Annotated in this window: 31 protein-coding genes; 15 read left to right on the top strand and 16 right to left on the bottom strand. The window is 60.7% G+C overall.

Features of this window, described 5'->3' with window-relative positions:
• Positions 1–29: 29 nt before the first annotated feature.
• From BMZ43_RS22300 to BMZ43_RS22260, 7 genes are all read right to left on the bottom strand, one after another.
• On the bottom strand, positions 30–1,184 hold the full coding sequence (locus tag BMZ43_RS22300; protein WP_093256709.1) for a glutathionylspermidine synthase family protein: 1,155 nt from the start codon (positions 1,182–1,184) through the stop codon (positions 30–32).
• A gap of 10 nt (positions 1,185–1,194) precedes the next feature.
• Entirely contained in the window at positions 1,195–1,977 is a 783-nt protein-coding gene (locus BMZ43_RS22295; protein ID WP_093256703.1) for a DUF1190 domain-containing protein, read from the bottom strand.
• An 11-nt stretch (positions 1,978–1,988) separates the two neighbouring features.
• Complete coding sequence (locus BMZ43_RS22290; RefSeq protein ID WP_093256698.1) at positions 1,989–2,426, bottom strand: DUF350 domain-containing protein; 438 nt, start codon at positions 2,424–2,426, stop codon at positions 1,989–1,991.
• 15 nt (positions 2,427–2,441) lie between these two features.
• Positions 2,442–3,086 carry a DUF2491 family protein gene (locus tag BMZ43_RS22285; protein ID WP_093256694.1) on the bottom strand — a complete coding sequence of 215 codons (645 nt, stop codon included), beginning with the start codon at positions 3,084–3,086 and terminating at the stop codon, positions 2,442–2,444.
• A gap of 420 nt (positions 3,087–3,506) precedes the next feature.
• Complete coding sequence (locus tag BMZ43_RS22275; RefSeq protein WP_093256684.1) at positions 3,507–3,743, bottom strand: hypothetical protein; 237 nt, start codon at positions 3,741–3,743, stop codon at positions 3,507–3,509.
• A 568-nt stretch (positions 3,744–4,311) separates the two neighbouring features.
• Complete coding sequence (locus BMZ43_RS22265; RefSeq protein WP_093256675.1) at positions 4,312–5,010, bottom strand: PspA/IM30 family protein; 699 nt, start codon at positions 5,008–5,010, stop codon at positions 4,312–4,314.
• On the bottom strand, positions 5,007–5,450 hold the full coding sequence (locus BMZ43_RS22260; protein WP_077172040.1) for a DUF2170 family protein: 444 nt from the start codon (positions 5,448–5,450) through the stop codon (positions 5,007–5,009). Before BMZ43_RS22260 ends, BMZ43_RS22265 begins: the two co-directional genes overlap by 4 nt.
• A 360-nt stretch (positions 5,451–5,810) precedes the next feature.
• Between BMZ43_RS22260 and BMZ43_RS22255 the strand changes: the two genes are divergently transcribed.
• A complete protein-coding gene (locus BMZ43_RS22255; RefSeq protein WP_093256671.1) occupies positions 5,811–6,236 on the top strand; it encodes a hypothetical protein in 426 nt (141 codons plus the stop codon).
• Positions 6,237–6,293: 57 nt separating this feature from the next.
• On the opposite strand, the gene BMZ43_RS22250 is transcribed toward BMZ43_RS22255, so the two are convergent.
• Entirely contained in the window at positions 6,294–6,830 is a 537-nt protein-coding gene (locus tag BMZ43_RS22250) for a hypothetical protein (RefSeq protein ID WP_093256666.1), read from the bottom strand.
• 312 nt (positions 6,831–7,142) lie between these two features.
• On the opposite strand from BMZ43_RS22250, the gene BMZ43_RS22245 reads away from it, so the two are divergent.
• Positions 7,143–7,781, top strand: coding sequence for a folate/biopterin family MFS transporter (locus BMZ43_RS22245; RefSeq protein ID WP_143075313.1), 639 nt, complete (start codon positions 7,143–7,145; stop codon positions 7,779–7,781).
• A 168-nt stretch (positions 7,782–7,949) separates the two neighbouring features.
• A complete protein-coding gene (locus BMZ43_RS22240; protein WP_093256658.1) occupies positions 7,950–8,390 on the top strand; it encodes a hypothetical protein in 441 nt (146 codons plus the stop codon).
• Between the two features lie 68 nt (positions 8,391–8,458).
• Here BMZ43_RS22240 and BMZ43_RS22235 read toward each other — a convergent pair whose 3' ends face one another.
• Positions 8,459–9,250: a hypothetical protein gene (locus BMZ43_RS22235; RefSeq protein ID WP_093256653.1), complete on the bottom strand. Its 792-nt coding sequence runs from the start codon at positions 9,248–9,250 to the stop codon at positions 8,459–8,461.
• A 167-nt stretch (positions 9,251–9,417) separates the two neighbouring features.
• Between BMZ43_RS22235 and BMZ43_RS22230 the strand changes: the two genes are divergently transcribed.
• The 5 genes from BMZ43_RS22230 (at position 9,418) to BMZ43_RS22210 (ending at position 13,657) form a co-directional block, all read left to right on the top strand.
• Positions 9,418–10,503 carry a helix-turn-helix domain-containing protein gene (locus BMZ43_RS22230; RefSeq protein ID WP_093256648.1) on the top strand — a complete coding sequence of 362 codons (1,086 nt, stop codon included), beginning with the start codon at positions 9,418–9,420 and terminating at the stop codon, positions 10,501–10,503.
• An 82-nt stretch (positions 10,504–10,585) separates the two neighbouring features.
• Positions 10,586–11,365, top strand: coding sequence for a hypothetical protein (locus BMZ43_RS22225; protein WP_093256644.1), 780 nt, complete (start codon positions 10,586–10,588; stop codon positions 11,363–11,365).
• On the top strand, positions 11,365–12,849 hold the full coding sequence (locus BMZ43_RS22220; protein WP_093256640.1) for an ATP-binding protein: 1,485 nt from the start codon (positions 11,365–11,367) through the stop codon (positions 12,847–12,849). Before BMZ43_RS22225 ends, BMZ43_RS22220 begins: the two co-directional genes overlap by 1 nt.
• Positions 12,821–13,147 (top strand): hypothetical protein, encoded by a 327-nt coding sequence (locus BMZ43_RS22215; protein WP_143075312.1) that lies wholly within the window; start codon positions 12,821–12,823, stop codon positions 13,145–13,147. Before BMZ43_RS22220 ends, BMZ43_RS22215 begins: the two co-directional genes overlap by 29 nt.
• Positions 13,148–13,234: 87 nt before the next feature.
• Positions 13,235–13,657 (top strand): response regulator, encoded by a 423-nt coding sequence (locus tag BMZ43_RS22210; RefSeq protein ID WP_093256633.1) that lies wholly within the window; start codon positions 13,235–13,237, stop codon positions 13,655–13,657.
• Here BMZ43_RS22210 and BMZ43_RS22205 read toward each other — a convergent pair.
• The gene (locus BMZ43_RS22205; protein WP_077172016.1) at positions 13,654–13,944 is read right to left on the bottom strand and encodes a hypothetical protein; all 291 of its coding nucleotides are present in this window, start codon (positions 13,942–13,944) and stop codon (positions 13,654–13,656) included. The genes BMZ43_RS22210 and BMZ43_RS22205 overlap by 4 nt on opposite strands.
• 98 nt (positions 13,945–14,042) lie before the next feature.
• Between BMZ43_RS22205 and BMZ43_RS22200 the strand changes: the two genes are divergently transcribed.
• A complete protein-coding gene (locus BMZ43_RS22200) occupies positions 14,043–14,351 on the top strand; it encodes a hypothetical protein (RefSeq protein ID WP_093256629.1) in 309 nt (102 codons plus the stop codon).
• A 6-nt stretch (positions 14,352–14,357) separates the two neighbouring features.
• Here BMZ43_RS22200 and BMZ43_RS22195 read toward each other — a convergent pair whose 3' ends face one another.
• The 3 genes from BMZ43_RS22195 to BMZ43_RS22185 all read right to left on the bottom strand — a co-directional run bounded on the left by BMZ43_RS22195 (position 14,358) and on the right by BMZ43_RS22185 (position 16,567).
• The gene (locus BMZ43_RS22195; RefSeq protein WP_093256625.1) at positions 14,358–14,645 is read right to left on the bottom strand and encodes a hypothetical protein; all 288 of its coding nucleotides are present in this window, start codon (positions 14,643–14,645) and stop codon (positions 14,358–14,360) included.
• Positions 14,646–14,730: 85 nt separating this feature from the next.
• A complete protein-coding gene (locus tag BMZ43_RS22190; protein WP_093256622.1) occupies positions 14,731–15,978 on the bottom strand; it encodes a site-specific DNA-methyltransferase in 1,248 nt (415 codons plus the stop codon).
• A 70-nt stretch (positions 15,979–16,048) separates the two neighbouring features.
• On the bottom strand, positions 16,049–16,567 hold the full coding sequence (locus tag BMZ43_RS22185; protein WP_093256619.1) for a hypothetical protein: 519 nt from the start codon (positions 16,565–16,567) through the stop codon (positions 16,049–16,051).
• A gap of 274 nt (positions 16,568–16,841) precedes the next feature.
• Here BMZ43_RS22185 and BMZ43_RS22180 point away from each other — a divergent pair, with 274 nt between their 5' ends.
• Positions 16,842–17,669 (top strand): hypothetical protein, encoded by an 828-nt coding sequence (locus BMZ43_RS22180; protein ID WP_143075311.1) that lies wholly within the window; start codon positions 16,842–16,844, stop codon positions 17,667–17,669.
• A gap of 577 nt (positions 17,670–18,246) precedes the next feature.
• Here BMZ43_RS22180 and BMZ43_RS22175 read toward each other — a convergent pair.
• Positions 18,247–18,630: a histone-like nucleoid-structuring protein, MvaT/MvaU family gene (locus tag BMZ43_RS22175; RefSeq protein WP_093256612.1), complete on the bottom strand. Its 384-nt coding sequence runs from the start codon at positions 18,628–18,630 to the stop codon at positions 18,247–18,249.
• A 189-nt stretch (positions 18,631–18,819) separates the two neighbouring features.
• Between BMZ43_RS22175 and BMZ43_RS22170 the strand changes: the two genes are divergently transcribed.
• From BMZ43_RS22170 to BMZ43_RS22155, 3 genes are all read left to right on the top strand, one after another.
• On the top strand, positions 18,820–19,701 hold the full coding sequence (locus BMZ43_RS22170; protein ID WP_093256608.1) for a hypothetical protein: 882 nt from the start codon (positions 18,820–18,822) through the stop codon (positions 19,699–19,701).
• Between the two features lie 19 nt (positions 19,702–19,720).
• Entirely contained in the window at positions 19,721–20,608 is an 888-nt protein-coding gene (locus BMZ43_RS22165; RefSeq protein WP_093256604.1) for a hypothetical protein, read from the top strand.
• Positions 20,609–21,365: 757 nt separating this feature from the next.
• Complete coding sequence (locus BMZ43_RS22155; RefSeq protein WP_093256597.1) at positions 21,366–22,235, top strand: DsbA family protein; 870 nt, start codon at positions 21,366–21,368, stop codon at positions 22,233–22,235.
• A 246-nt stretch (positions 22,236–22,481) separates the two neighbouring features.
• Here BMZ43_RS22155 and BMZ43_RS22150 read toward each other — a convergent pair whose 3' ends face one another.
• Entirely contained in the window at positions 22,482–23,957 is a 1,476-nt protein-coding gene (locus tag BMZ43_RS22150) for a UvrD-helicase domain-containing protein (RefSeq protein WP_093256594.1), read from the bottom strand.
• Between the two features lie 107 nt (positions 23,958–24,064).
• Here BMZ43_RS22150 and BMZ43_RS26240 point away from each other — a divergent pair, with 107 nt between their 5' ends.
• On the top strand, positions 24,065–24,670 hold the full coding sequence (locus BMZ43_RS26240; protein WP_143075310.1) for a hypothetical protein: 606 nt from the start codon (positions 24,065–24,067) through the stop codon (positions 24,668–24,670).
• Between the two features lie 704 nt (positions 24,671–25,374).
• Here BMZ43_RS26240 and BMZ43_RS26235 read toward each other — a convergent pair.
• On the bottom strand, positions 25,375–25,608 hold the full coding sequence (locus BMZ43_RS26235; RefSeq protein ID WP_143075309.1) for a hypothetical protein: 234 nt from the start codon (positions 25,606–25,608) through the stop codon (positions 25,375–25,377).
• A gap of 139 nt (positions 25,609–25,747) precedes the next feature.
• Here BMZ43_RS26235 and BMZ43_RS22145 point away from each other — a divergent pair, with 139 nt between their 5' ends.
• The gene (locus BMZ43_RS22145; RefSeq protein ID WP_093256591.1) at positions 25,748–26,224 is read left to right on the top strand and encodes a PD-(D/E)XK nuclease family protein; all 477 of its coding nucleotides are present in this window, start codon (positions 25,748–25,750) and stop codon (positions 26,222–26,224) included.
• Positions 26,225–26,259 lie beyond the last annotated feature (35 nt).

The following is a 26,259-nucleotide window of genomic DNA, read 5'->3' as shown; positions in this document are numbered from 1 at the left end:
TAGGCGTCCTATCTATTTAATTAACCCGATCAGGCTTTGATAAGGTGTGGCACGAAGCGAGAGCTATCCTTGGTGACCAGGGTGCTGTCCTCACGAATACCGATCCCGGCCGCACAGTCGCCTATCACCCAGCTGCCGATCAGCGTGTAGTCCTGGCCGAAACGTGGCAGCGGCGCGCAGCGCTGCAGGATCTGGGGCGAATCGCCATACGGGCCATCCACGACCTCACGCTCGCCGGTGGCGGTGTGCAGCTCGATGTTCGAGCCCTCGCGGGAGAAGAACGGCTTGCGCACCCAGCCCGGCGGTACCGGGGCAGAGCGCGTCGTATCGACGTGGCACTCCAGCAGATTCGGGTGACCGCGGTGCATCTCCCAGAGCAGCGGCAGCATGCCCTTATTCGAGATGATGGCCTTCCACATGGGCTCGATGAACTGGGTGTCAGACTTGGCCACCGCGGCGCCGAAGTCTTCCTCGAAGATGAACTCCCAGGGGTGCAGTTTGAAGATGTGGGGAATCCACCGGTCCTGCAGGTCGACGAAGCGACCTTCCTTGAGGCCAATCTCCTGCAGGTAGAGGTGCTCGGTCTCCAGGCCGGCCTTCTCGGCAACAGCGCGCAGGTAATCGCAGGTGCCTTTGTCTTCTTCGGAGCCATCGATGGAGGCGAAGTAAAAGGGGTGCTTCAGGCGCAGCGCCTGGAACGCCTGGCCCAGTCTTTCCTCGATGCTGTTGAACTGGTCGCTTCCCTGGGGGAGCAGGCCGCGCGCCATGCCATCCTCGAGCCAGTCCCATTGGAACGCTGCCGCCTCGTAGATCGACGTAGGGGTGTCGTAGTTGGCTTCGATCATCTTGGCCGGGCGCTTGCCGTCGTAGACCAGGTCGAAGCGGCCATAGAGGTGCGGATGCCCCTCTCGCCATGATTCTGCGATCGGGTCGAAGAACGCCTCTGGGATCCCCAGGCGCTTCAGCAATTGCTCATCGCGTACAACACGGCCTACCAGGTCAAGGCACATGTGGTGCAGCTCTTCGGTGGGCGCCTCGAGGTCCTTCTCGACCTGGTCGAGGGTGAAGGCGTAGTAGTGGCGCTCGTCCCAGTAGCGCTCCCCCTCGATGGTGTGAAACTTGAAACCGTTGCGCTCGGCCCGGGCCTGCCAGTCTGGTCGTTCTTGATGAGCAATGCGTTGCATGGTGTTCTCCCTAGCCGCCGAAGCTGCCGCCGCTGAAGCCGCTTGCTCTCGCAACGGCGCTGCCGCCAAAGCCACCACGCGAGGTAGCGGCGGAGGTGTTTATGGAGGACCGACTACTGCCGATCGAGCTGGTAGAGCTGGTACTGGGGGAGCTGGAATAGCGACTGGTAGACGGCGGACTCGTGTAGCCGCTGCTCACCCGGGGCGCTGGCGCGGTGTAGGCATTGCTCGTGCGAGCCTGGGTCGAATTGCTGAAACGCGATCCCGTTTCGATGCGTCGATTGAGGCTGGAGGAGGCGAAGCCACCGCGATCATCCCGGTAGCGGTAGACCGGCTCGCTGAAGCGGCTGGCGCCGCCGTTGTTCAGCATGCTGCCGATCAGCAGACCGGTGAGCAGGCCGTCGTTCGAGCCGCCCGCATGGCTGGTGTTTGCCGCCGCTTGCGCCGCAGCGATCTGCGACTCGGTAGCACGCCCGCTGGCGGCGATCTCGAAGCCGCCAAATTTCGGCGCGAATTTGGCGGCATCAGCCGTTTCGCAGTAGCCGGCGACGAAGTCTTCCTCGCACTGCGCCTGGGTGTCATAGGTGGGCGCGCGCCGTTTGTGCTCGGCCAGCGCGTCCATGTAGGACTCAGCGCAGATGTTCTCCGGAATGCGTGCGTCGACGCACTGCTTCACGGAGTCGAAGGACGCCACCTTGTTGAGGACCTGGCCTTTCTCCGGGGCATCGCAGCCGCTGACCGATACGACGGCTACGGCGAGCAAGGACAGTTGGACACGTGAACTGCGTTTCATGGCGGTCTTCCTTAGGCGCTGGGCGTCATGCAGGCGGCGTTGATCAGGCCTACGGCAATGGCCACTGCCGCGAGGTAGATGCCGGCTGCGATTTCGCCGTTCTCGATGCGGGTGCGCAGCGGCCGCAGCACGAGTGAGGTCGCGAAGAACGCGCCCAGCTGGATGAAGGCGCCCAGGACCGCCCAGACGACGAAGTCCAGGAGATTCACGGAATAGGCGATGACGTTGCTGGCCGGCAAGGCAAATCCGATGATGGCGCCGCCCAGGGCGACGGCCGCTGCGGTGTTGTTTGCCCGGATCAGCGCCCATTCGTTGTGTGGGGTTACCTTGGTGTAGGCGAACTGGAACAGCGCCAGGAGGACGCAGGCGGTGGCCACGTACAGGACGAACCCCAGCAGGGCGGTCGGATTCAGGGACAGGGTCAGGGTGAGTTGCAGAGCGTCGAGCATGGGTCAGTCCTTGATTCAGATGAGGTCGTGAGCGAAGAGCGTCAGGCCGCGCGAGGTTGAAACGGAAACTTCGCCCAGGGCGTTTTCCTCGACTGAGAACAGCAGAAATTCCCGCCGGCCAGGAATGCCGAGGTCACGGCTGTAGAGCATGGCCCGGTGCTGCACCTGGTCCCGTTCGTGGTTGGCTGGAGGAAAGCGCTCGGTAAAGCTCTGGAGCTCTGCTTGATTGCCGGCGGTACCCCAGTCGCGACTGAAGGTGACGCCGTCGAGCAGGTAGGTGGGGCGGCCGATGGGGCTAGCCGGGCCGGCGGTCTGCAGCAGGTGGTCTTGCGATTCCATGGGCACCCAGCTGAGGTAATTGAACAGGACGATCGACTCGACCTGCCCATGCTCTGTGTGCACCTGGAGCCAGTAGTCCTCATCGGCAAGGTAGACCCGGTAGAGCTGCGCGCCAGCACCGAGGTCAATGACGCCGATGTTCTCGATTGGCTGTGCACCGGGGAAGGTGACCAGCGTCAGGCCAGTCATGGCGCTGGGCAGCTGGGGGTCGATGGTGAGGGGAAGACCCTCGCGCAAACCCAGGGGATATCCTACGACGAGTTGGCCGGTAGGCATGGCACTGAAACCCAGTGCGCTGCGGATACGTTGCAAGAGAGACATTGAAGATCCTCATGACGGTGGGAATGGCTGATGGCCGCCGGCAAGGTCCGTTACGCGTCGCCGGCAGGATCACGCTACCGGCAAAGGTAAATATGCAAGCTCCGAAGGGGTGGCGAGTTCGCCCCGAGACAGGGCGTGAACCGAGTGACGATCGCCGGGGCATCCTGCCGCCCAGCGCGACGAGGCGTGAGATAGCGCAGACCGGTGTGGTCGACGCGTGGATTGGTCTACCTGTCTAGCCAAGCGAGTGCACAGCGAGCGATACCGTAAAGCACTGCTGGAACGAGTATCGCTGCCAGCATGTATATGGTGAAAATCCGGACAAACTGCTCTGCAGATTGAATGTCGTGCAGCACTACGATAGTCGGGACCGCTATCGTGCAGATAATAACGATGAGCACCCTTAGGATCATCTCGGTGTTACTCCCTACCTGCGAGCTTGGATTTCTCCTCTTCTTCCTTTGCGTCTTTTCGATTTTCGATCCATACAAAAAGATAGATGCCCACTATGGCGATGACCGCAACGATGCAGGCCGCACCCCAGACGTAGGTAATAAGGATGTTGAAAAATTGCTCGATTGACTGGACATCATGCAGTGGAATGATAGTGAACACCAAGACGAAGCAGGCGAGAAGCATCAAGAGAGCGGCAGGCATATAGATGAGTCCTAAGATAAAAGGTGATGTTAAAACTTGACCATTTCAGCTAAATGGCTTGCTAGAGTGGTCCATCGTTGGGCCAACGAAATCTGGATTGGCACGCGTGATCTTCGTCAAAGGTGTTCTGGGCTCTTGCATATGCGCAAGCAGCAGCAACCGGAACAACACGGCGAACATAGCGAAACCCGGCGTCGTCCAAAAACAGATTTTCACGCAAAGAGTCATTAATGAGAGCATGAGACCTTCTGTATGATTTATCTCGTACAGAGCTGCGATCATTGTTCCTAGGGTAAAAGGAATAAACCAAAGGCTCGTTCGAGCAGCCGATGTCAGCTCCTCACGACGGGCTTGTACAAGGTCTTCACTATGCTCAACATTCATAAATTAAACCGCCCGAAACGAATAAGTTGGGAAAGAGCCACTCACATTCGCGTCTTAAAAAGTTTCGCCAGAGGTTCCACTCTTTGGAATGGGGCCATACTGAACGTAGAGTGATTTAAAGCGGCAGGTTACCCAGGCAGAAGCATCTGCCCGGATACCTGATCTCGTGTCCGGACCGCTGGCGTCAGGCGGACGGCTGCTTCAGTCGTGCCAGCACGGCGGCTGCACTCTGCTTGCCGGGTGTGATGCCGGCATTCTTCAGGCGTTCGTCGAGATCAGCACCCGACGCCTCCTTGGCCAGCTGCTCGGCAGCGTCCTGAGTCGCCGTTTGTTGCTGCAGGCGCTGCTCCATGCGTGCGAGAGAGTCAACCGCGGTCTTCATCCGGCCATTTGCCTGTCCGCTGGCCAGGGAGGCGTTCGTTCGGGCGCTGTGCGTGACCTGGTGCGCCTTCGCAACCTGGATACGCTGCTCCAGCTGCTGGATGGTGCCGGCCGAGGTATCAAGGCTGCCTTTGATGGAGGCGATGTTGCGGGCATAGTCCGCAGCCATGCTGCGCTTCGCTTCGAGGGCGGTCTCGGTGCGTGCGATCCGGCCTGCTACCTCTTCTGCCAGGTCCTGCGCCCCTTTTTCCAGGGCGGCGCGGGCTGCTTTCTCGTCTTGCTGAATAGACGCCTCCAGCTGCTCGATTTCGCGCTGCACGAGGGTCTGCTGGCCCATGAGGGTGGCCAGCTCGCGCTTGCCTTGATCGATCGCTGCCCGGGCATCGCGGATTTCCTGGTCGATGATGGTGGTAGCGTTGGCGTCGATCACCGCGGTACCGGCCTCGGTGACCTTACCGCGGAACAGGGTGACGAGTTTGGAGAGGATGGAGGGGCTGGTCATAGGGAGTCCTGCTGCTTGAAGAACGATTGGAAGGTCGCGGCCGCGGTTTGCACGTTGGTGGCCAGCGTGAAGATCTCGGTCAGTACGGTGTTCAGGTCGGAGCCGGCATGCAGCGAGCCATACATGACGTAATGGCCAGCGCCATCAGCGTTGGTCTCGAGGCCGATAGCAGAAAGCGGGAATAGGCTGCGGGATGAAAGGACCGCAGCATTGAAGGCCTGGGCGTCGCTGACCGCCTCAGCAGGGACGAGGGCCGAGTCGACCACGACTACGTCGTTGACGACAGCGATGTAGATCTCGAGGTCGCCCATCGCCGGCAGTACGACGCGAATCGCGTCTTGCTGGTCCAGGAGGGTGACGTCGAAGGCGAAACTGCTGACAGAAACGCCAGATGCCAGCGCGGCGTAAAGCGTGGAGGGGGTCCAGTTCGGTGAGGGCATGCATCGCTCCTTGGCGGTGGCAATTTGCAGCGTGGCGCTGCTAGACCCAAGCTTGCCGCCTCCCGTGGAAATGCAAGGCCGAGTTCGCCCCGGCTGGGGGCGTGAACCCCATGTTCCTGACGTATGCAGTGACTTCTACGCCGGCGGCCCCAGAGCCTGGGCCGATTGTCCATCGATCGCCGCGACACAGCGGGCGGGTACAATCCACGTTTCCGGATCACCCACGCCTTGCCTCGCCGAATACCGTGCGGCGAAGCCGGGATCGGCAACGGGAGTCCGTCATTGAGCGGGCGTCACTGACGCTCTCAGCGGTACGCGCTGTTCTCGCAAACCACATCTGCCCCCAACGAGAGCCATGGGATGCTTCCCGATTTCAAGAACGAACCAGCCGAACAGGACCTCGAGCGAGTGCTGCAACAGCTGCAGACTCTGGATCGGCGCGAAGCGCTGGGCGTCGGCGCTATCCACGCCTACCTATCGGCGAGGCCTTTCGTTGCCGGCCGCCAGGGTCTGCTGGCATGGGGGCTGGTCCTGATGTCTCTAAGCGTGATGGTCAGCGTCGCCGGCGGCTGGCGCTGGTGGATGGCGATCCTGCCTTCCGTAGTTCTGGCATTCCAGATCGCCGCGTACGTCTGGCTTCACCGAGAGGCCGTTGAGGGTTATCGCCTGGTTAAAGACAGGATCCCCCGACGCTACCTGGCCGCCGCGGTCCGGAACCGCGCGCTGCTAGACCGTATGTTCCGGGAGCAGCTTTTCAGGGGCGGACGGGGCTCCGCCGGCGATTGATCGTGGGCGGCCGTTTGGCTAGGCGCGCCGGCATCTCCAGTCGGTAGACCCCATGACCTATAGCCTGGATAGCAGTGACCTGATAGCCGACAGGAAGCCACCAGGCGCGGGCTCGGACTCGGTCTGCCTAGAGGCCTCGCGGTAGGCTGCCATCAGGGAGGCGTCGCGGGAGAGCATTCGGAGCACGCACATGTTCGCATCCGGCGTCGGCTTTTCGAGATGGTACCCGTGTCGATCCCGGAGATAGGCAGCAGCTGCTGCGCTTCTCGACCTGCCTGCCTGGCAGTTGATCACCACGAATACGCGCTGCGCCGCCAGAGTATCTAATCGAGTTCGCAACTCCTCTGCCTTGGGCATCAGCAGGTAGTCCCGGAAGGTACGTTCGAAATTGCTGCCATACAGAGCAATGGTTTCCTCATCGAAGCCTGCGTCAATGAAGTGGTGGTAGCTGACGCTTTCCCAATAGTTTTCGTCGATCGCTGCCGGGTCCTCGGGTCCATCGGAGATAGACACCAGGTGGCTACCGGCGGCTGGCCGGAATCGTTCCGCGTCGCCACGGGAGAGGAATAGGCACTGCGCTTCGGGAGCTTTCATTTGGGGTGTATCGATCCGGGTTGTTGAGGAATCGCCGGCGCCTGCATACGGCCGCACGGGCTTACTGACATACCTTGGCATTGCCCTAGCAACACAATGGGCAGGTTCACCCCCTTTTGGGGCGCAAATAAGCCATCGACTAAGCCTTACTACCGCTGATCATTTCCTTGCCGCGACACGCAGTGCCTTTTGGCAGTTAGCTCCTCGCGGCGGCCGAGCCCAAGGTGGGTACGGTAAAACCGGCACGCAGCGAGCAACAGCCGATTTCATTCAGTGAGCTGGCATCGGGCGTGTGTGCATCGGAGGATCTAAATGAGCGCCATTCACCGCTTTCGAGTTTGTCTGCTAGCCGGATGTATGGGTGGGTTAGGTATCGGAGCACTTAGCACCCTGGCAGGCGTCGGTGTGCAGGGCACAGCCATCGCTTGGGCGTCCTGGTATTACTGGATTTGCCTCGGTATCTGCAGTGCTTTTGTTGTCGGTTTCAAAGACGTCCGCGGACAGGCAACGTGGGCAGCTGCTTTCGTTGTCGCGATCGCATTGATTGCTTTCGGTGGCGTCGGGATTTATCACGTCGGCGCGCTGATCGGCGACGGTATGAAGCCGATCGGCTTCACCTACTCGGCACACTGGTACTTCATCGTCTGTGTCTGCCTCGGAGGTTACGCCGCGTTGGTGATCGGTATCGGTACGGCCAGGAACCATGTTCTGTGGATCTTGGCGTTCGCCATAGCGGGCGGGCTACAGATGGCTTTGGGTATACAGAAATTCGCCGATGTGCCAGATGCCCATATCGTTGCCGAGCGGCTACAGCATGATCTCGAAGCCTCAGCCGGCGTCGTTGCTCGTGTCTTCATGTGGATAGCACCAGGGGCGTTGGCCGTAGCCTACGGTCTGATTGCGTTTCTAGCGACCAAGGCCAGAGTAGTTCGCAAGCTCACCGTTGCGTGACTGAGGCCATCCGGTACAGGCCGGCGCTGAAGCAGGACGCTGCGTAGTTAAGTTCGTGTGTCTTTTTCACCCCAAGAGCGGTAACTGCTGGTCAAGCTTTACCTGAATTTTTCCGTCACTCACGCACCTATGCGGCGCGGATGACTCCCCCCGAAACTGGAGAAGTAGATGAAAGCGATTAGCCGTTTGTTTTGGAGTTTGGTAGCAGGCTCCTTCCTGGGTACCGGTATCGCGTTTTTCAGCGTGCTGATCGGCAAGGGCGGGGAGGAGCTTGGCTTCACCGCCTGGACGTTCTGGTACTACACGATCTGCATGGGACTGTGTGTAGGCCTGCTGGTCGGCTTCGATACCGTCCGTAAGCACGCCGCTTGGATGCTGGCATTCGTCATCGCGATCGGGCTCGTCATGAGCGTCGGGTTTGTGGGCATGATGGATGTGCACGCCACCGGCGATATGGTCGAGCGGATGCAACAGCAGCTAGAGGCTATGGCGCAGTTGATGGCTCAGGCGGTGATGTATGTGGCGCCGGGCGGGGTGGCCCTGGCCTACGGTCTGGTCGCTTATGACACGGTGCGGTCGGGAGCAGGGCGCCGCTTGGCGGCGCGTTGACTGGCGCGTCCGTACGGCTAAGGCCCAGCGAAGCGTAGGCCTATCCTCTTAGCCTCCGCGCCGGCCTTCTACCGCGGCGCCAACTGATCGAGGCTTCCAAACGCATCTTGCATCAGCAGCGCCTTCACCGCGCGGGTGCGGCGGGTCTGCAGCAAGTTCGGGGTGCCGCGCAGCATCTCCACTGCGCCGGCAATCTGCCTCGTGCGAGATCTCAGCCAGTTGGCGTCAGAGCTGATCGTGGCGCCAGCGTTGCAGGTCAGCAGGGCCTCGACCTTGTCTCGTAGCTCGTCGGTCATCACCACCCGTCCCAGGATGTGGAAGTCGTTGTGCTCAAGCGTACGACAGTCGGCGGCGGTCATTGCGGCGAGGTTGGAAGGGATACCGGCGCAGAACGCCTTGGTACCCAAAAGGCCGATCGCCTCCTGCAGCAGCTCGCCGGCTGATAGCGATCCAGCCTGCAGGGGAATGATCACCCTGGCGCCGGCGTCTATCCAGCTCCGTATGTCCCGCGCGTACCGGTGCCAAAGGAGCAGGGTCGCCTGCTGATCGCCCACTACGTCTGGGGCGACGATGCTCAGGTTCTCCGGCCGCAGGGTCGTGGTGCACAAGGCGCGATAGAGCATGAGAACCCGGGGCCAATCCATGGCTAATTGCCGGCGGAAGGCGGTAAACGCGCCTGAATCAACGAAGACTTTCCCACCCCTGTCCAGGTGATCAGGCAGAGCCCGCAGCTGCTGCCTGAGCGTCACTCGATCGGCGACCACCCCTATTGCTATCCCGACGTCGAGTGCGGCTTGAAGGTCGCTGTCGGCGGTGAAGCCGGAATGGAACGCGATATTCCAGGTGAAAGGGGAGGGCATGGTCGGCGACTCGCTTCGGAAAATGCCTACCCTGTCAGCCTTTTGAAATACGCAAGTCACAAGCGCAATAAGCGAAGCTCTAACGCCTCTAGCCCGGTATCTGGAGCGCAAACTTGCATTTTGAAAACTCGTGGGACCGTCGATCTACCCCAACAGAGGTAGTAGATATGACGAACCAGTGGTTTGAAGCGCAACGGCTTGAAAGGCGATGGACTGTCATCCGTCGTGCCTTGACCCGACGTGGCACCAACTTGACTCAGTTGGCCGAAGCCAACCAGCTATCCAATTTGCGCACTGCCGCGAGAACGCCTTTCCCCGCCGCGGAAAGCGCTATTGCGCTAGCACTTGGGGTGACCGTCGAGGCGCTCTTCCCGGAGCGATATGGAGTCGTCTGGTCGGAGCATGCCCAGAACACCTTCGATGAGCTTCTCGATCGTCTGGGTGGAGCCACTGCCGCACAGGCTGGAATGAAAGGGTTTGGGATACATGTTGCCCAGTGGGAGACGCGGCCGGTTGATTTGGCGGATTGCCCAGGCTCGGAGCCGGAGCGCCTGCGCTGGATCAAGTCCAGTTTGCGTCGACGTCAATTTGTGCTCGAGCACCTTGCCCATCATGCTGGTGCACGCCGGAGCGCGCTCGATGGTCTGGGCAAAACGCCCCATGTCGAGTTGCAGCGGATGATCGCGCGATGCCTGGGCGTCGCGCCAAAGGCCCTATGGCCTGAGCGTTACCACAAGGATGGCGAAGCGATCGTCAAGGGGAGCGACGCAGCGGAGCAGCCGGAGCGTACTATCGAAGAATATGATCGACTCAGCCTTCGGACAGGGCTCTGGTTGCCCCTACGCGATCTCGTCGGTTTGCCTGGACTGCAGGGACGCTTTACCGCTATCCGCCGGCACGCAACTACTCAACGGTGGGTACTCCGTTCCCGCTTCGAAATTACTGAAGTGCTTTTCTCGTCGCTACCTGCTGAGACGAAAGTGCACCTGTTATCCCTCAGCTCCGATCCGGAAATTGAGAAGCGCGTGACCCTCGTTCATCCAACCGGGCAAGTGAGCCTGTCATGCGTTCACATGGCAGAAAGCGTGCTCGCGGAAGTGAAATCAGCCGACGGCGGCGTTCATCTCAACCTCAGTGACGGATCCGGTGCGACCTACAACATACGGATCTGTCGCACGGCGATCCCGGCGCTTGCAGTCGCGTTGCTCGGTCAGGCGAGCGATGGAACTGAAGTGCCGGATTCGCAAAGTTAGGTTCATCCCTCAACGCGGTAGGAATCGAAACCATCGAGCTCCTTGGCCTTGCCATGCTGTGCAAAGCCAAGGAGTTACGTCCATGAACACAGCTGCAGTCTTTGCCGCGCTATCGCGCGCTGGTATCGAACCCTTCCCCTGGTGCCCAGTTGAGAGCGAGCTTTCGCCAAAGCAGATGCATCGTCTGTTGCAGCGGCTGCTCACTGAGCCCTATGCCGACGGCTACCTTGCGATCAGCGAAGGTGTCGACCTCGGCGCGTCAACTCGGATACTGACAATGCTTCGAGTACCGGGAGCTCCGGCATTGGTCCGGCGCATGGCGGACAAAGCGCTACGCTCGGATGCAGAGGCCGCATTTTTAGCTGCGCGCATGGAGCGTGTTCGCACCAGAGCTGAGCAGCTCTATCAGGCTGGTCATCTACGTTACGCTCACGTCGACGATCGTAGCGCTGGCGACCATGACGGTCGCACCTATCAGGTGCTCGAGCTCATCAACGAGACGCTGGACCAGTCCAATCTGCGGCAGACCACGCCGAAATGCATGCGGACCCTGGCTGCTTTGGAAGCCGCGCACCGTCAGAAGCTGGGTTGGAGGCGACACTTACCTCGCCCGGGAGTCCTGGGTTGGCTCGGGGCGATCGCCTTTGCCGATGCCGCCACAGCGCTTTGGAAAGGACGCCTGATTTACGGCTTGGCAGTGGGCTCGGTGAGCCTCGCGCTGCTTGGCCTGGCCAGAAGCGAGAAGCAGCGTACGGTCAAGGGTGAGAAACATCGCGCCGCACCGCGCGACGATTTGATGTGCGTGTCGCCACCACCTGCAGGCCAGGCCATGGAAGTCGAGCGCGGTAACAAGGCCTCCTGATGCAGATCATCTTCGGTATCGACGCAGCTGAGCAAAAGAAGAATCGCCAGGTCCCGGTCATGTGGGACAGCGACAAATTGGTGAACGGCCACACCCTCCTGGTCGGGATGTCCGGCTCGGGCAAGACCTACACCTTGCGCAAGATGATCAGCCACATGCTGCAGTCCTGTGGCAGGCACATTCCGCGGATCCATATCTTCGACGTGCACGGCGATCTGTCGATTCCCGGGGCGTCGGAGGTTCGTTTTTCCGAGCGCACCAACTACGGCCTCAATCCGCTTCGTGTGAACCCCGATCCGCACTTCGGCGGTGTGCGAAAGCGCGTGCAGTCCTTTCTTGCCACCATGAATCGCAGCATGCGCCAGATGGGGCCCAAGCAGGAGGCTTGCCTGCGCAATGTGCTGAACGATGTCTACGCCCAGTACGGCTTCAGGCAGGAGGATCCGAGTACCTGGATCGTGGAGGAGGGCGCCGCGGTGGTCATGACTGACGGCAACGACGATCGTTTGTTCATCGACGTGCCCAAAGGCGAGAAGGACGAGGCCAAGGCCTTGGGCGCGCGCTGGTCGGGCGCGCCGTTGTACAGCTGGTGGGTGCCGCAGATCGAGTACCAGGGCGCCATCACCCGCTGGCCGCCCAAGCTCATGGGGCGGGCCCATCCCAGTATCCGCGACGCGCTACGCATGGCGCAGAACATCCTGCAGCAGTCGTTTCTGGGCTCCGGCGCCGAGGCCGTAACGTACCTTGAGGTGGCCAACCGCGCCGCCCAGGGGCACCGCAAGAAGGTGATCCAGGCCCTGCGTAGAGGCCAAAGCCAGTTCGACGAAGAAGCGGAGAAGGCGGAGCTCGACAAGAGCAAGCGCAAGGCCATCGACAGCTATACCGCCTATATCGATGCGATCACCACCGGCAAGGAGCTCGACAGCCTGATGCGCTACGACAGCACCGACGTGCTGAAGTCGGTGGTCGATCGGCTGCAGAACCTCGAGGCGATCGGCATCTTCAAGTCCGGGATTCCGCCCTTCGACCCCACCAATCCGGTATGGCGCTACAACATCCACGCCCTGTCGATGGAGGAGCGCAAGCTGATCGTGCTCTTCCGACTGGAGGAGCTGTTCCTGGCGGCCGTCGAGCGCGGTGAGCAGGACCACATCGTCGACGTCGTGATCCTGGATGAGGCCCACATCTACGCCGACGACGACCCCGAGAGCCCGATCAACCGCATCGCCAAAGAGGCGCGCAAATTCGGCCTGATGCTCGTGGCTGCCTCGCAAAGCCCAACGCATTTTCCGGAGGACTTCGTCGCATCCGTTGCGACCAAGATCGTCCTCGGCATTGATGAGATGTACTGGCGCCAGAGCGCCACCAAGCTTCGTCTGCGGGAGGACGCCCTGGCTTGGGTGACCCCGACGAAGACCATGTTGGTTCAACTGAAGATGAAGGGGGAGACCCAGAATGACTGGTTCTGGTGCACGATTGCTTAAGGGGCTGCTGCTGGCCGCGTTTGCCAGTCTGCCGCTGGCCGGGACCGTTGCGGCCGAAACGCCGGACGAACTCCCCCTGCTCGACCGTCTGGAGGCCGTGGCCATCCCCATCGGCCGCGGCGCTGTGCTGCAAGACGCCCGGGGCTGCTTGTGGGGGGTACGGCCGGGTCAGAAGGTCCCGCAACTCGTGGCCATCTCAGATGAGGCTGGCAACGCTTTATGCCGCAGCGCTGCGCCAGGTGCTGAACCGGGGGCTGAGCCGGAGCCGCAGGTACGCCGCACGCCGCTGGTGAATTAAGCGCGCGATAAGCGATAAAGCGCTCTACTACCCACTATTGGCGGTATTTCCATGGCGAGCTAGCCCTTCATCGGATCAGACGAACGAATGACTCGCCATCCGCATCTGGTGATGCATGCGTTTCCTCTAGCAGTGGCCTCGATGTGCCTGGTAGTAATTGCTGAAGATGAGCCGCTTCTTGTAGAGATGCTGACCGAGATCTTCGAGTCCGAAGGCCTCGACGTCACTGCTTTCGCGACGGCGGACGATGCCTGGCGGCACCTGCAGACCGCTGCGCAAGCGCCGGATCTCTTGTTCACCGATGTGCGAATGCCTGGAGCCATGGATGGGCTGGCCCTGGCCAAGCAGGTGATGGCGCGCTGGCCAACCGCTTCGATCGTCGTATCGTCCGGCAATGTCACAGCGGCACCGGAGCTACCGAACGCCTCGTTCCTTCCTAAGCCGTGGTCGTTCGATCAGCTGACCACCCTGTGCCGCAACGTCCAGGCGCTCCACCAGCGCCGGGACTAGCCTGCGCGCTGAACAGCTTGGAGTTCTTCGGCACCCGGGCCGTCGAGCATCGACAGCAGGTGCTTCACCGTCTGACCTGGCTGCCGCGTGGCGCTTATCGCCGCGCGCCAGCGCTGGAGAGGATGACCCAAGCTCTGACAGGCGCTCCATGCCCACGCCTGCTGCTGCAGATCGTCAAGCTCAGACCATCCTACAACGGGGCCGTCGACCGAGTCAGCGTGCAGCCGCTTGGCCTGAGCGATCACGGCAAGTAGAAACAGGGTGTGCTGCTCCGGAGAGAACGTCATGTCGGCGTACCTGCATATGTGGGGTGATGACGCCTACTACCGGGCTGGCGGCCGAACCGAGACGGTCTACAGTAGTACGATGACCTTAAGGAGGCGTTATGGCAGACCTTGAGTTTCTTCCCCAGCAAGCGCGGCTGCGCTGGGTCGCGCTGATCGAGCAGATGGCCGTCATGGGCCTTGGCCACCTGGTTCGCCTCTACGGGCAGCTGGAAGGATACATCCTGGCCCTGCTCGATGTTGGTTCGATTACCGCGCCACAGCACCGACATCTCGTCCGCCTGGCCAGCGAGTGGTTCGCCCAGTGCCGGGCCGAGTACCTTAAGCGCAAGCAGAAGCCTCGGCGGCGGATAGCGGGCGCGGTTCGAGACAGGATCGATGAGAGTCACAGGCGGCCAGAGCGCGCCTGAGCTGAGCTACTTGGCGTGGCAGTAGAGAGCCGCCAAGGAGTGATCGAGCCAGTCCGGCGAGGCCGGTGGCTCGTTCAGCAGGTTCGGGTGCGAAGCTGCCAGGCTGGCGGCGTCGAGCTGCTGGGAGCTCGACGCCCGATCCGCTGACATCGGGCAGCCGTCGACGGCGTTGCCCCCGGACAGCGATCGGCTCAGCGGGCCGGCGGAAAATGCGATGCTGATGGCGCCGCAAAAGCCGACTGCGAGGAGCGTCCCGCTCGTGGTGCCCTGGGTGATTCGCTGAAGAAGGTGCATGCTGCCGAGCTCCGGTTTGATCGACAGCAGCAGGGTAGCCAGGGCCAGTCTTCGAAAAGCCTGAGTTCGACCCAGCGCCGGGCGTTCAAAGCTGCGATGTAGGCTGGAGCGCAGGGTTGACCCACAGGCCGTCGAACCCGCGAAAGAGTGCCGCTGCGCCCATCACGTGCTCGAGGATGTTCTCGACGCAGATCCAGCGTCGCCCGGCTTCTTCGGCGGCCCGCCCGACCATCATGCGGCCGGCGAACAGATCCACCACCAGGTCGTCCGCCTCAGTCAGCCACCGTATGAGGAAGTCCGCCAAGGCGAAGGGGAAGGGCGCGCTGTGCGCTGGTAGTCCGGCTTCGACCAGCGCCTTCCGGTGCTCACGGCCGCGTTTGCAGCTGTGGCCAATCTGCAGCACGTTTTTCGGTATGGCACCCTCTGTGGGCGCCGCGAAGCTACCCGGGCGCAGGCGGTAGGCGCCGTCGCCATAGGAGGTCTGGCGCGTCTCGCCCCCGGCCGCGATGAGCCTGGCTTGCCGATCAGAATGCGGTACCAGGACCCGCCGGTTATTCGCTTTGCATCGAAGCGGATCAGGCGAGAACCAGTAGCATGGCTCCCAGGCAACGTTGAGCTGTTGCCGGCTGAGGCTCGCCCACTGGAGGGGGCCCGGTGCCTTGCTGCGGTTCTCCCACACCAGGCGGTCCATCAGGTGCAGGCCAAGACGATCTTCCAGGGCGATGACGAGACGCTCCAGATACGTGGAACGCGCCGGCGATCGGTGAAGGAAGATGTCGTTGGACAGGTTCAGGACCAGGCTACCGGTGCTGGCAAGGTTGCCCAGCAAGGGCTCGATCGTGCGACAGATGAAGTCGGTGAATTCGCTCGCCTTCGGATTACCGTATCCCCGTGGTTGCTGCAGAGGATAGGGTGGGGAGGTGAGTACGAGGTCGATGCGCTCTTCCAGCCCCTGCAGCGCCTGCGGCGAATGGCCAAACAGCGCCAGGCCCAGCGACGTGCTGAACCCCAGCAGCGTGACCTGCGGCGCCGCTCGATGCATCCCGCGCTTCGCCTTTTCGGTCAGTTGCCACACCCCTCGTTCATGTGGAACGCGCTCGAGGATGCCGCAGGCCTTGAGGGTCTGCTGATGCCAGCGAATCTCGCGCGTTACGGGGCTGCGGGGCTGACCGGCCGCGCCAATTGGCTGCTTGGCGTGAACCTCCCGGTCCTTGAGCCCTGCGGCGGCGCCGACGAGGCGGTAGAGCTCCGCGTTGGCCAGCGGCCGATCAGGACAGTTCCGGAAGGCCGCTTCGACGAGAGGGAAGAGGTCGAGCTGTGGAGATTGGACCATGGTGAGGACGGCTCAAGGTGGAGGGATACGCCTCATCTTTCCAGGCGTACCGGAAATGCAAGGGCGTGGCCTAATCCAGTAGGCGCTCAAGGGCCGGCTGGTAGGCGAACGGCGCGAGCGATCCGCCGATGCGAATCTCCTCGTCGGTCAGGGGACGATGGTGCGGCGCGGTCGCGGTCGCAGCGAACGTCGGGTCGGCCCTCAGGACCTCCAGCAATCCGTAGTAGAGGTAATGGAGCCGGGAGTGGTCGTCGTGGTCGTTGCGGCTGTGCGCGACGGTGATCAGCTGCGACAGCGCCAGTAGTGAGCACAGGTAGCTGGCTGCTTCGAGCGAAAGGGATTCTTCGACCTGGCCTAGGGTCGCCGTCACAAGCCTGTCCTCGACAGGCAGCACCAGGGCGAAAGTCCCGTTGAAGTAGCGGCGAAGCTGATAGGCGCCATTGCGGTACCCGGATCCCAGCACCTGGCGCATGTTGGTCAGCGCCAGGTCCTCGAACGGTAGGCAGTAGCAACCGAGGAGGTTGTAGAGCTCCTGGGTGGTGGGCTCGCTGGTGACGACGAGCTGCAGCGCGTGATCATTTCTGTGCATAGCAGATTCCTCAAGTTGAACCTGCTCAGCATCCACGAGCCGCGGTAAATGCAAACGGCCATTCATGCCGCTTGCGGGACCGGTTCGAAGGGGGGCTGTTGACCCTGGGCGCCTGCTTGACTAGGTTGCCTTCCCTTTGGCCAGTTGCGGCGCAGCGCCGAAGGAACCGGAGGCGCGATCAGCGCTCTGACGAGTCAGGTTGCAATTGGCTGCGGATCGATAAGCTACCCATGACCCCGCGCGAGAAGCGCAGCACCTGGGTGGAAGAGAGGATATGGAAGCAGCAACGATGGAAGAGAGCGTGGCGTCCCATACGCCGCGGTGGTCGGATTGGCCGCGATGGATCAAGCAGGCTGTCCCGTTATTCGTGCAGGTGCTACCCGCCTTTGTCGCATTGACGCTGCTGGCAGCGTTCACCACGGTGAGCATTCTGCTCATCTTGGGCAAAGCGGCCTTTCACCTGGCCAGCCTGTGCTCGCCGTTGATCTTCCTGGTGCTGGCGCTCGCGCTCCGGCGTGCAGGGATGCTCGGAGACCGCTCCGTCCTGCGCACGGCCGTGGGCACCGGGTCACCGTGGCGAAATTTCTTTCGGGTAGCGGCGCCGCTTGCCCTGGTCATCGGCATTGCGCTGAACGCGCTGGCGGTCCTGGCGATGCTTGGCTCCGATATCGGCGCCTGGAAGCGCGGGGCGCTACCCCTCACCACCTTGCCGCTGGACCTCTTCAGCGCGGAGAAACGCCCGCTGCTCGTGATGCTCTACACCACCGCGGTGGAACAGCAGCTGAGCCTGATGCCGCTCTTCGTCATCATGGGCGGCCGGCTCGAGCCGTACCTGGTGGCTGCAGTCATGGCCGGTCGAGAGACATGGTCTTCCGCGCGGGCCGTTCAGGCACAGCTCAGCAAATCGCAGAAGCTCGTGCTCGGCCCGATGCGGCTGCTGACGCTGTGCGGAGTGACCCTGCAGGCGACAGCGAGAGCGCTGGATGCCACCAGCAACTGGCTTGGTGTCGCGCTGCTTCTGGTAAGCATCGGTGGCTGGCTGTTCTACTGCTGCCTGATCGCCGTAGCCGCGCGCGACATCACCGACCCGCACCCGCGATAGCGCCTTTCTGCGCGCGAAAAAAAACCCGGCCATGAGCCGGGTTTTTGCTGCTCCGCTTCCGCGGAACAGTGTTGGAGCCTGATGCGCCAGTCGCCTGGGCCCTGCAGTGCAGGGTGGAGGCGGGTTCGCCCGTTCCGACAGGAGATCCTGATCGGATGTAGCGAACCCTCGCACCATCTCTGCAACTGCAGCTGTTTTGTAGGTAAAGATCACCCGGGGCACCGTCTGCTGGCCCCACCGTCGCATAGCGAAAGATTCTTTCGCTATGCGACAGGACCTCTACCGAAGTAGAGCTCCCAGCACTTATGGCAGTGGCCGCCTTCTGGACGTATGAAACCGGGGGCGCGTGGGCATTTGATGCGCGCGCGACAAATCGGCCAAGGATCAGCGGAGTGATCGGCAACCGAGTTGAGTGTAAGAATCTTACAGAGGAGCAGTGGGCCTGAAAGAGCCTGCTGCGAAGAGAGTGCTGCCATGCAGCTGGTGGAGCATCCAAAGCACAGGCGTTGGATTAAGAGCGTCGATGATGACAGCGCCGGCGGTGCCGCACAAGGCCCGCCGGCGTCGGTCCGCGTGATTACTCGCTCTGGAGCCAGCTTTCGACGGTATCGGCACCGTGCTCGGACTTCCAGGCTTTCAGAAGCTTGTGGTTGCCACCCTTAGTCTCGATGATCTCACCAGTTTCGGGGTGCTTATAGCGCTTGAGCGTACGCGCCCGGCGCTGTTGCGGGGCTGCGCCCGAGTTGCTCTTGGACTTGCTGCCAGAGGCAGAGCCGGCGTTGGGGTCTAGGATTGCAATGACGTCGCGCAGCGACTTGTTATGTTCGCCGAGCAGCGCTCGCAGCTTCTTCTCGAAATCGAGTTCTTTCTGCAGGCGTTCGTCGGTATTCAGCTGTTCAAGACGCTGTTGCAATTCTGCAATAGCGGCTTCGGTCTGACGGTATTCTTGGATCAGGGACATCGTGATCTCCTCAAGATTAGGCGGTGGCTGCCGTTATAGCCTTTTCATTTATAAATGACTAGGAAAAAACGCAAATTAATTATTGGGCGTCACGGACGCGCCAATGGCGGTTGAGTTTGGGGGGGAATACCCCATTGCGTTTTTGGGGAAGCGTGGTTCCATGGATAAAACCAACACAGGAGTAACACCATGAAAATTGTTCGGCTGGTGGCATTGGCCGCCGCAGTAGCCGCCGTTGCCGGTTGCGCTACCAATAACACGGAGTCGAAGCCGGTACCCGATTCAGCACTCGTTGCTTCCCACTTCAAAGCGTGGGACGGCAAGACATCTAGCCTGATGTTTGCGAACGAAGAACCGCTGCGCTTTTCGAGTAGTGTCACTGCCGCGGATAAGCTGTTCGCAGTATTTGGTATGCCCAGCCTGAGCACGGTCAAAGAGAAGGGCATCCGAAATCCCTATCTGCGCCAGGCCACCAAAGAGCAAGTGCTAGACGCTATCCGCCCCGCTACCAGCCCCAAGGCGGGCTACAACAACGACGGGTCGCTCATCGCCTACAACCTCATCGGTGGTGGTATCGGCGCTGCCGGGACCGCAATCACAGTGCTGGGGGACGCCACGTTCGATCCCCGGACCAAATTAGGCTTCGCATACTGCTTCGGAAAGAAAACCGAGACGGCCGATCTGAATGATGCCGTTCAAAAGTGTGGTGAAAAGGTCACTGGCCTGGTGAATAGCCTGTTTCAGCCAACCACACGGGTACTGAACATAGGCTTCGGCCAAGTTCGCGCTGGAATCGTCCGGTCCGGGACTGTTAGCAAAGTTGGCGAGATCTTCATTGGAACGGAGGCCTACGCGACTGACGGCTATGCCCCGCAAGACCGCGGGGGATATCCGGCCCGAATCGTAGCGATCCCTATTCAGCAAAAACTGGCTAGCGGTGTAGGCAAAATGACCGGCGCCGAACTAGGTGAGATTGGGCCAGTGGAATGGGCAGAGCTGCTTAAGCAACAGCTTCCCAAAGATATGGCCTTCTATCTCCCCAACGGCGATCAGCCGGTAGCGGTCTACTAACGAGCCGGATATCCAGCATATGAAATATGTAGAGATAGTCTTTGCGGCGACTGTAGTAGGCGCCCTGGTCGGTTGTGCCGGCCAGCCTGCAGCGTTGGACCCGAATGCCAAGGCGGTGACGCCGGCGCCACTGGCTTTGAAGGTGTGGCCGGGCTCCGATAACGCGGTGCAATTTGCCAATGAAAAGCCACTTCAGTTTTCTGCAGATGCAACGGCTGCAGAAAAGATTTTCAGCGTGCTGGGGATGCCGAGTTTTCAAGCGGTCCGCGCTGGGGCCTTTAGCATCCAGGCCGTGCAGAAAACGTCCGCCGAACAGACCCAACAGAACATCAGCTCGGTTGCGAGGCAGGCTCCGGCCAATCGTAATGCTGCTGAGCTTGCCGCCTTCAACGCCCTGGGCGGGAATGTCGGTGCTGCGGGCTTGGCGGTCACCGTCCTTGGGAGCAACTCTTTCGACCCGCGAACGGAGATCGGTACCTTCGTTTGCTTCGAGCCCAAGTCCGGTACGAAGGATGCTGCGGCCGCTGTACAGAGCTGCGGGAACAAGCTGCTAGGTATGATCGAGCGGACGTTTGAGCCTATCCGCGCGGACGAAAAATCAACTTCTGCACGCCGCTTCATCGGACCGGTCGCTACGGAAACCGGAAAGAAGATCGCGCAGCTCTATGTCAACACCGAAGGTGTGTTTGTTGGCGATGGGTACGCGCCGGTCGACCGTGGCGCCTACCCGGCAACGGTGGTGGCGATAGGCTTCGACGCGCTGGTGGCAGAGGGCTTCGGGAAGAGGATGGGCTGGGTTGTGGGGGACGTAGGTCAGGTCGACTTGGGCAGTGCGTTAGGAAGGAATTTGCCTCGCAACACAGCCTTCTTCCTTCCCAACCGCGAAACCCCCATCGCGTTTTACTGATGTGGCCGGGGGGCGGAGCTAGATTGCTCCGTCCCACACGCCTGCGCATAGCGCGGGCACGGTCGGCGCGAACTTGTCAAATCTGAGGTCCCAATGGCAGAACGTGTGTCTCGAAACTGCTTCTTTGTCCTACGCAAAGAGCTTCGCTGCGTCTCTTGCAAGTTCTGGACGCTCTCTCTTGAGTTGCGACAGCTGCAGCGTCGGCTGAACATTCTCGACGCTAAAGGGCAGGGCCTAGGCCTTTCGCAGGTGGACGTGAGGGCCTATCGCGATGTCCAGGTGCTCCAGTGGGCGCTCGAGGAAAGGCTAAAGGCTCTGGCGGTCACGTTGAAGGCATATGGCGAACAGCTTGTCGTGCTCCTTGCCGATATCGGAAAGGACACCACCCCAGAAGAACGAATGGCACTTTTGGGGGGACGGCCACAGGCTGTTTCGAGCACGGCGTGGGCGGGAAGCTGTCTTGAGCAGCTCGCGCTGCGGCACCGGGTCGAAAGCGCTTCGGAGGCCTCTATCAGCGGGCCGATAGCGACTGCCCTCATGGCTCACCGCGGGCATTTGGCAGTTCCCGTGGCGAGGGGCAGAAGTACTGCAAGGAGGGCGACGGCTTTTCAGGTGGCGCGATCGCGTCCGGTCCGGCTTCGCGTTGTTGACCGGGAGACCTTCTAAAGCGGGTTCCACCCAATACAGGGACGGGACTCGAGACTTTGCGGCGGCCGGCTTGCTTATCGTTTGGGAAACCATGACCTATGGATCTCCCATGAAGCCAGCATTGAAAGCTCATCTCCTCACCCTGGTATCCGCCGTAGCTGTCTCGCAGATCATCACTGCGGGCCTTTTCTATTTCACCGGTGAGGAGTACCTCAACCGCAAGATCGCGGCCGGCATCGAGATTGGCGTGTTCGCCAAAGAGCGCGCCGAGAAGCAGGCCTGGGTCGAGGCACAGTTCGCTCGCTTCGGACGCGCGGCGGACCAGGTACCGAACGATGCCCGGGTTTATGGGGATCTGAAGGCGCGCTTCACCCTCGCCGAATTTTCCGATCTGGAATGCCCATTCTGCAAACGCCTGCACCCAAACCTCAAAGAGATCGTCGATAAGTCCAACGGTGCCGTTAACTGGCAGTGGCGCCATATGCCGCTCGGCTTCCACAACCCCGCAGCCACCGATGAGGCTATCGCTACTGAGTGCTATGCGGAGCAGAAAGGCAACCGGGGCTTCTGGGTGATCCTCGACCAGATCTTCGAAGAGTCGGCCGGTAACGGCGCCGGCGTGAAAGATCTGCCTGGTTTGGTATCCAGACTCGGCGGCGATATGAAGGCATTCAACGAATGCATCAGCAGTGGGAAGGTCAAGGACCGGATAGCGGAGCATGTCCGCATGGGCGAGAAAATCGGAGCGACGGGTACGCCTGCGACGGTAGTGATCGACAACCTGACCGGCGAGAAAGAGTTTGTCTCGGGCGCCCAACCGATCAGCGCGTTTGTCACGATCATGAAGCGGATGATGGCCGCTGAGCAGGCCGCGGCGAAGGCTGAGGCGGACAAGGCGCAAGGGAAACATCAAGACCAGGGCGATGAGGTTTCGCGAAAGATCCTTGGCTTTGGGTCCAAGGCGGACCAAGCACAGTAGGACCCGGTATCTGGTCTGCTGGGCAGGTGCGGGTGTCAGGGTAATCAACCAGGGTGATTGCCCCTGCTCCCAGCCGCGCAATCACCCCTAGCACCTGCCGCGTACCGGATCCATCGCTCGCCCATGCACCCGCGGGCAACGCTGCTCAGCAATGCCCACCTTCACTCTCAGCGCACGCCGGCGCCGAGCTGGCCAGGGTCATGCGTTTTTCCCTTCTGCCCATCTAAGCGTGCTCGAGTAGCAACGCTAGTCAGCCGCCTCTGCGAGCTCGATCGCTCGCCTCCGGCTTCGCTCAAAATCCCGCATGATCCCCAAGATGACAGAGTTGATGGCCAGCTGATGCTTAGCTCGCGTCGCTGCGACGTAGAGCAGGTTGAGCTCATCACGGCGCGCATCCGGCGCGAGCTCAGGATCCAGGGGGTCGGGATAGTCTTCGCCCAGGTAGACGTGCGTCCATTCAAGGCCCTTCGAGCGGTGCGCGGTCGAGAGGATGACGTCGGCGTCCTTTTCGTCCCTCTGGGTCAGTGCCCGCAGGCGTGCCAGTCGCTTCTCGATGTCCGGGAAAAGACCCACCACCTTAATGAGCCGGGCCATCTCCCGATCCTTGCTTTCCTTGGCCATGGCGAGATAGGAGGTCCAGTCGGCGAAATCCTTCAGAAGGCGCTTGGACCGTACCTTGTCGGTCTTGCCCTGGCTGAACCAGACCAGGTCTTCCAAGTCGCCGATCTGGTACGCCTCAATGCCACCAACCCAGTAGAGCGTCTTTCCCTGAGGAGCAAACTCCAGCGCGGTCATGATCACCCCAGAGACCGTCCGGCAGAGGTACGCAGCTCCTCGAACGCCGTCGTCGAGCTGCGTTTTGATCTGCGTCGGCCGGCCAGCGCCGATGATCTTCAGCTGCTCGCCCTTGTAGCTCAGGATGATGTTGGCCACGGTGGCCACCGCCGGCCCGAAGCGGAAGGACTTCGTCAGGTAGAGATCGACGGAGTCATCCAGATCCGGATCGGACAAGGCGTTGTCAGCGCCACGGAACGCATAGAGCGATTGATGAGGATCCCCGACGAATATCACTCGGCACGACTGATTTTTGATGAGTCCCAACGTGATGCCGTTCAGATCCTGGGCCTCGTCCGCGAGGATCACATCGAAGCGGTCACTGAGGTCCGGTTTACTCAGGTAGTAGAGCTTGAGATACGCGTCGTGAAGGTGAGGTACGGTCGTGTCCTGGGGATCGATCATGCGCCGCCAAACCTCTTTGGCCTGGAGAAAGACTTCCGCAATGAACGCCGGAGGCATTTCGGCCATGGGGCGTCCGTTGTACAGCGGCAGGTGATCCTCGTGGAACTCCTCCAGGTCACTGCAAAGGTACCCGTTGACCGTCGCAATGACCGCGTTGATCAATGCCCAGTCATTCGTTCCCAGGACGGCGCGCATGTCTGCCGGCCGCAATGACGCGCCAAGCTTGTGCTGGAATTGCCGGCCTACTGCTTTGAAGGCCAGCTGGTGGGAAGTCATGCATTTCACGTTGGACGGAAAACGCGCCTTTCCCTCGTCGGCAATGCTTCGGTTGTAGGCGACGTAGAGAAATCTCAACCTCGGGTACCGCTTGGTATAGCCCTCCAGCGAGGTGGTTTTGGAGGCTCCAGCGAAAGCCTTCACGCGGATCCGCGTGGCCTTGCATTCGTGGAACGCTAACTGCTCCGCTGTCCATTGAAATTCCACGCAGCATCCTCCTCTGGCAATGTCCCGATGCTATCGACTGCGGAGGGCGAAAGGCCGGCGGTTCGGACCGGTAGAGGGCACGAACTGACGGTACCGCTGCGGTGTTGTTGAGTACGCTGGACCCCAATAAGGCCATTTCGAACGTTGCCGTGATGAGAAGCAGGGGTGTGATAGCTGAGGTAGCGTTGATGCTTGTCCTTGGCGGCTGGCTGACACCTGGTATGGCGGTGAGCGCGCTACCCACCGAGCCTGCGGCGCCTGCAGATACCCCTTCCGGCGAATGGGTTGATCCCATTGCTCTGAACGTCGCGAACCTTCGCAATCGCGCGTGTGCTGGGGATGTTTCCGCGTCAGCCGCCATAGGGCGGCTCTACCTGTTTGGCAACGGCACCTTTGAAAGAGACCTGAGCCGAGCGATGCCTTTCCTGCGGTACTCCGGTGAAAGAGGAAATAATCAGGCCGCCGCCGATTATGCGATCTCTTTGGTCACGGCCAGCCGTGAGCCCGACATCCTGTTGCGAGCAGCCGAGTGGGCTAAATTTTCGGTTTATAGAAACCCCACCTATCAATCAATGCAAGCGCTGCAGCTCGTGAAATTAGCGGCGAAAGGGGTTGACCTTTCTGCGGGCTTACAAGCGGGGGCCCGCAGGGCGATACTTGCTAACCTAGGAACTGTGCCAGATGGTGAAGTTGGTCCTTGCAGAAGCCTATAGCGCTGCGAAACCCTGGATCTCGTTATTACTCCATGCAGTAGCAGCGTTGCTATGGCTCAATGTTGTTCCTTGGGCGGATCCCCTATTGTTGTTTTTTGCCTTGCCCGGTCTGGCATTCGGGGTTTCGATAGTAGCCTATACCCTTGTCCTTTCGACACTGCGCCATTTGGATACCAAGAAAAACCGGGCTGGTTACATAAGGCTATGTCGACTAGCATGGGAAACGCCGGTGGTCGTATCCGAAGAGTTTTCAGAGCCAAACCTGACCCCGCTTCGAAAAACGGCGCTTCCACCGTTAGATAGGAACCGATGCTGGTGCTTTGAGGTAATAAGTAACAAGTATCCCCGTTATGTGGCTAGGGGGTATTTGCTGCCAGACGAGGATCGGCTGCACCTGGCCCTGGTGATTGGTCTTCCTGGTCAATGGCACGAGGCGTGCTATTGCACCGCGTCGTGTGACGTAGAGGGATCGGTGTATCGCGTCAACCAGCTTTATGGGCCGTTGAAGGGTTGGATAGGGCAGGGTTCCCAAGTTGGGCTTGATTTAAATTCGGATAGTCCATCCATCTATGGCCAGTCGTTTGGGCACTTGAAAGTATCACTATCGAATGTGCCTCCGGTATTAAGACGTTTCGCCAATATGCGATAAATTGACAGGAGAGGCTTCAGGCGTTCGTATAGGCCTGTCGGCTGTGCAACAGGCCCTATCGGGGTTTCTGCGGCACGCTATTGTTCAGCCTTTCGAACTCTTCCGTCGTGCCCATGTTGAGTACAGCTCGTAAGTGGAAGCGATCATGTTCTGCGTTACCAAGAGCAGCTTCCTTTTGATTGTGGTGGGGATCGTCAGCGAGCCTAAGCGCTACCATCACCTCACAGTGCCCTAACTTTGAAAGCTCGGTAGCAGAAACAGAAAGCTTTTCGCGACGCTTACCTTTCATGTTTCCCAACTCCAGTGGTTTGCCTGTCTTTACCTTAATCGCACCAAGCAAAAACGCAAGACAGCGTAGCGCGAGTGAGCGCTTGCGTTTTCAATAACAGGGGTATGCTGGTTTTAATAGCGAACCAAGGACTTAGGATATGCGCCAGAACTGGAGTGAACCGATACCCCCACCTCTTCGCGGAGGACAGGTCGTGTTGTCTGAACGGGATATCGAAACCGATGTGCCGGTGCCGATGCACGGGCGGGTAGACCAGGTATTCCTTGCCGGCGGCTGGCTGGTGGTCGTTGACACAAAACGGAGGGCGGCCGCGCGCGTTTACCTCAAAGACGTGATTCAGCTGAGCGTGTACGCAGCGATTCTTTCCCGCCAGAGCCAAACAGTTCTGGGCTCTAACTGGCCCGTGGCGTCGGAGGGCTACGTGCGATTGGTGACCCCACAGGGCGTCACCTATACGGCTGTGCGGCTTCTGCCCAGCAGCGTGATCATTAGCCTGTGGAACCGCTACTGGATATTGAAAGGGCAAGGTGCGAAGGCCCGTCCCAAGATACCGGCGGCCGGGGTGTGCAAGGCTTGCGTAAAGCGCACGGGCTGCCCGGTAGGACAGCGCCTGTGATTCGATGCAACGCGCCCAGCCGAGCTGCTGGGCGT

It is taken from the genome of Pseudomonas sp. Snoq117.2, assembly GCF_900110545.1.
GTDB classification, from domain to species: Bacteria; Pseudomonadota; Gammaproteobacteria; order Pseudomonadales; family Pseudomonadaceae; genus Chryseomonas; species Chryseomonas benzopyrenica.
The sequence above is the reverse complement of the archived record's forward strand: the minus strand, read 5'-3'. Positions and strand labels throughout refer to the sequence as shown.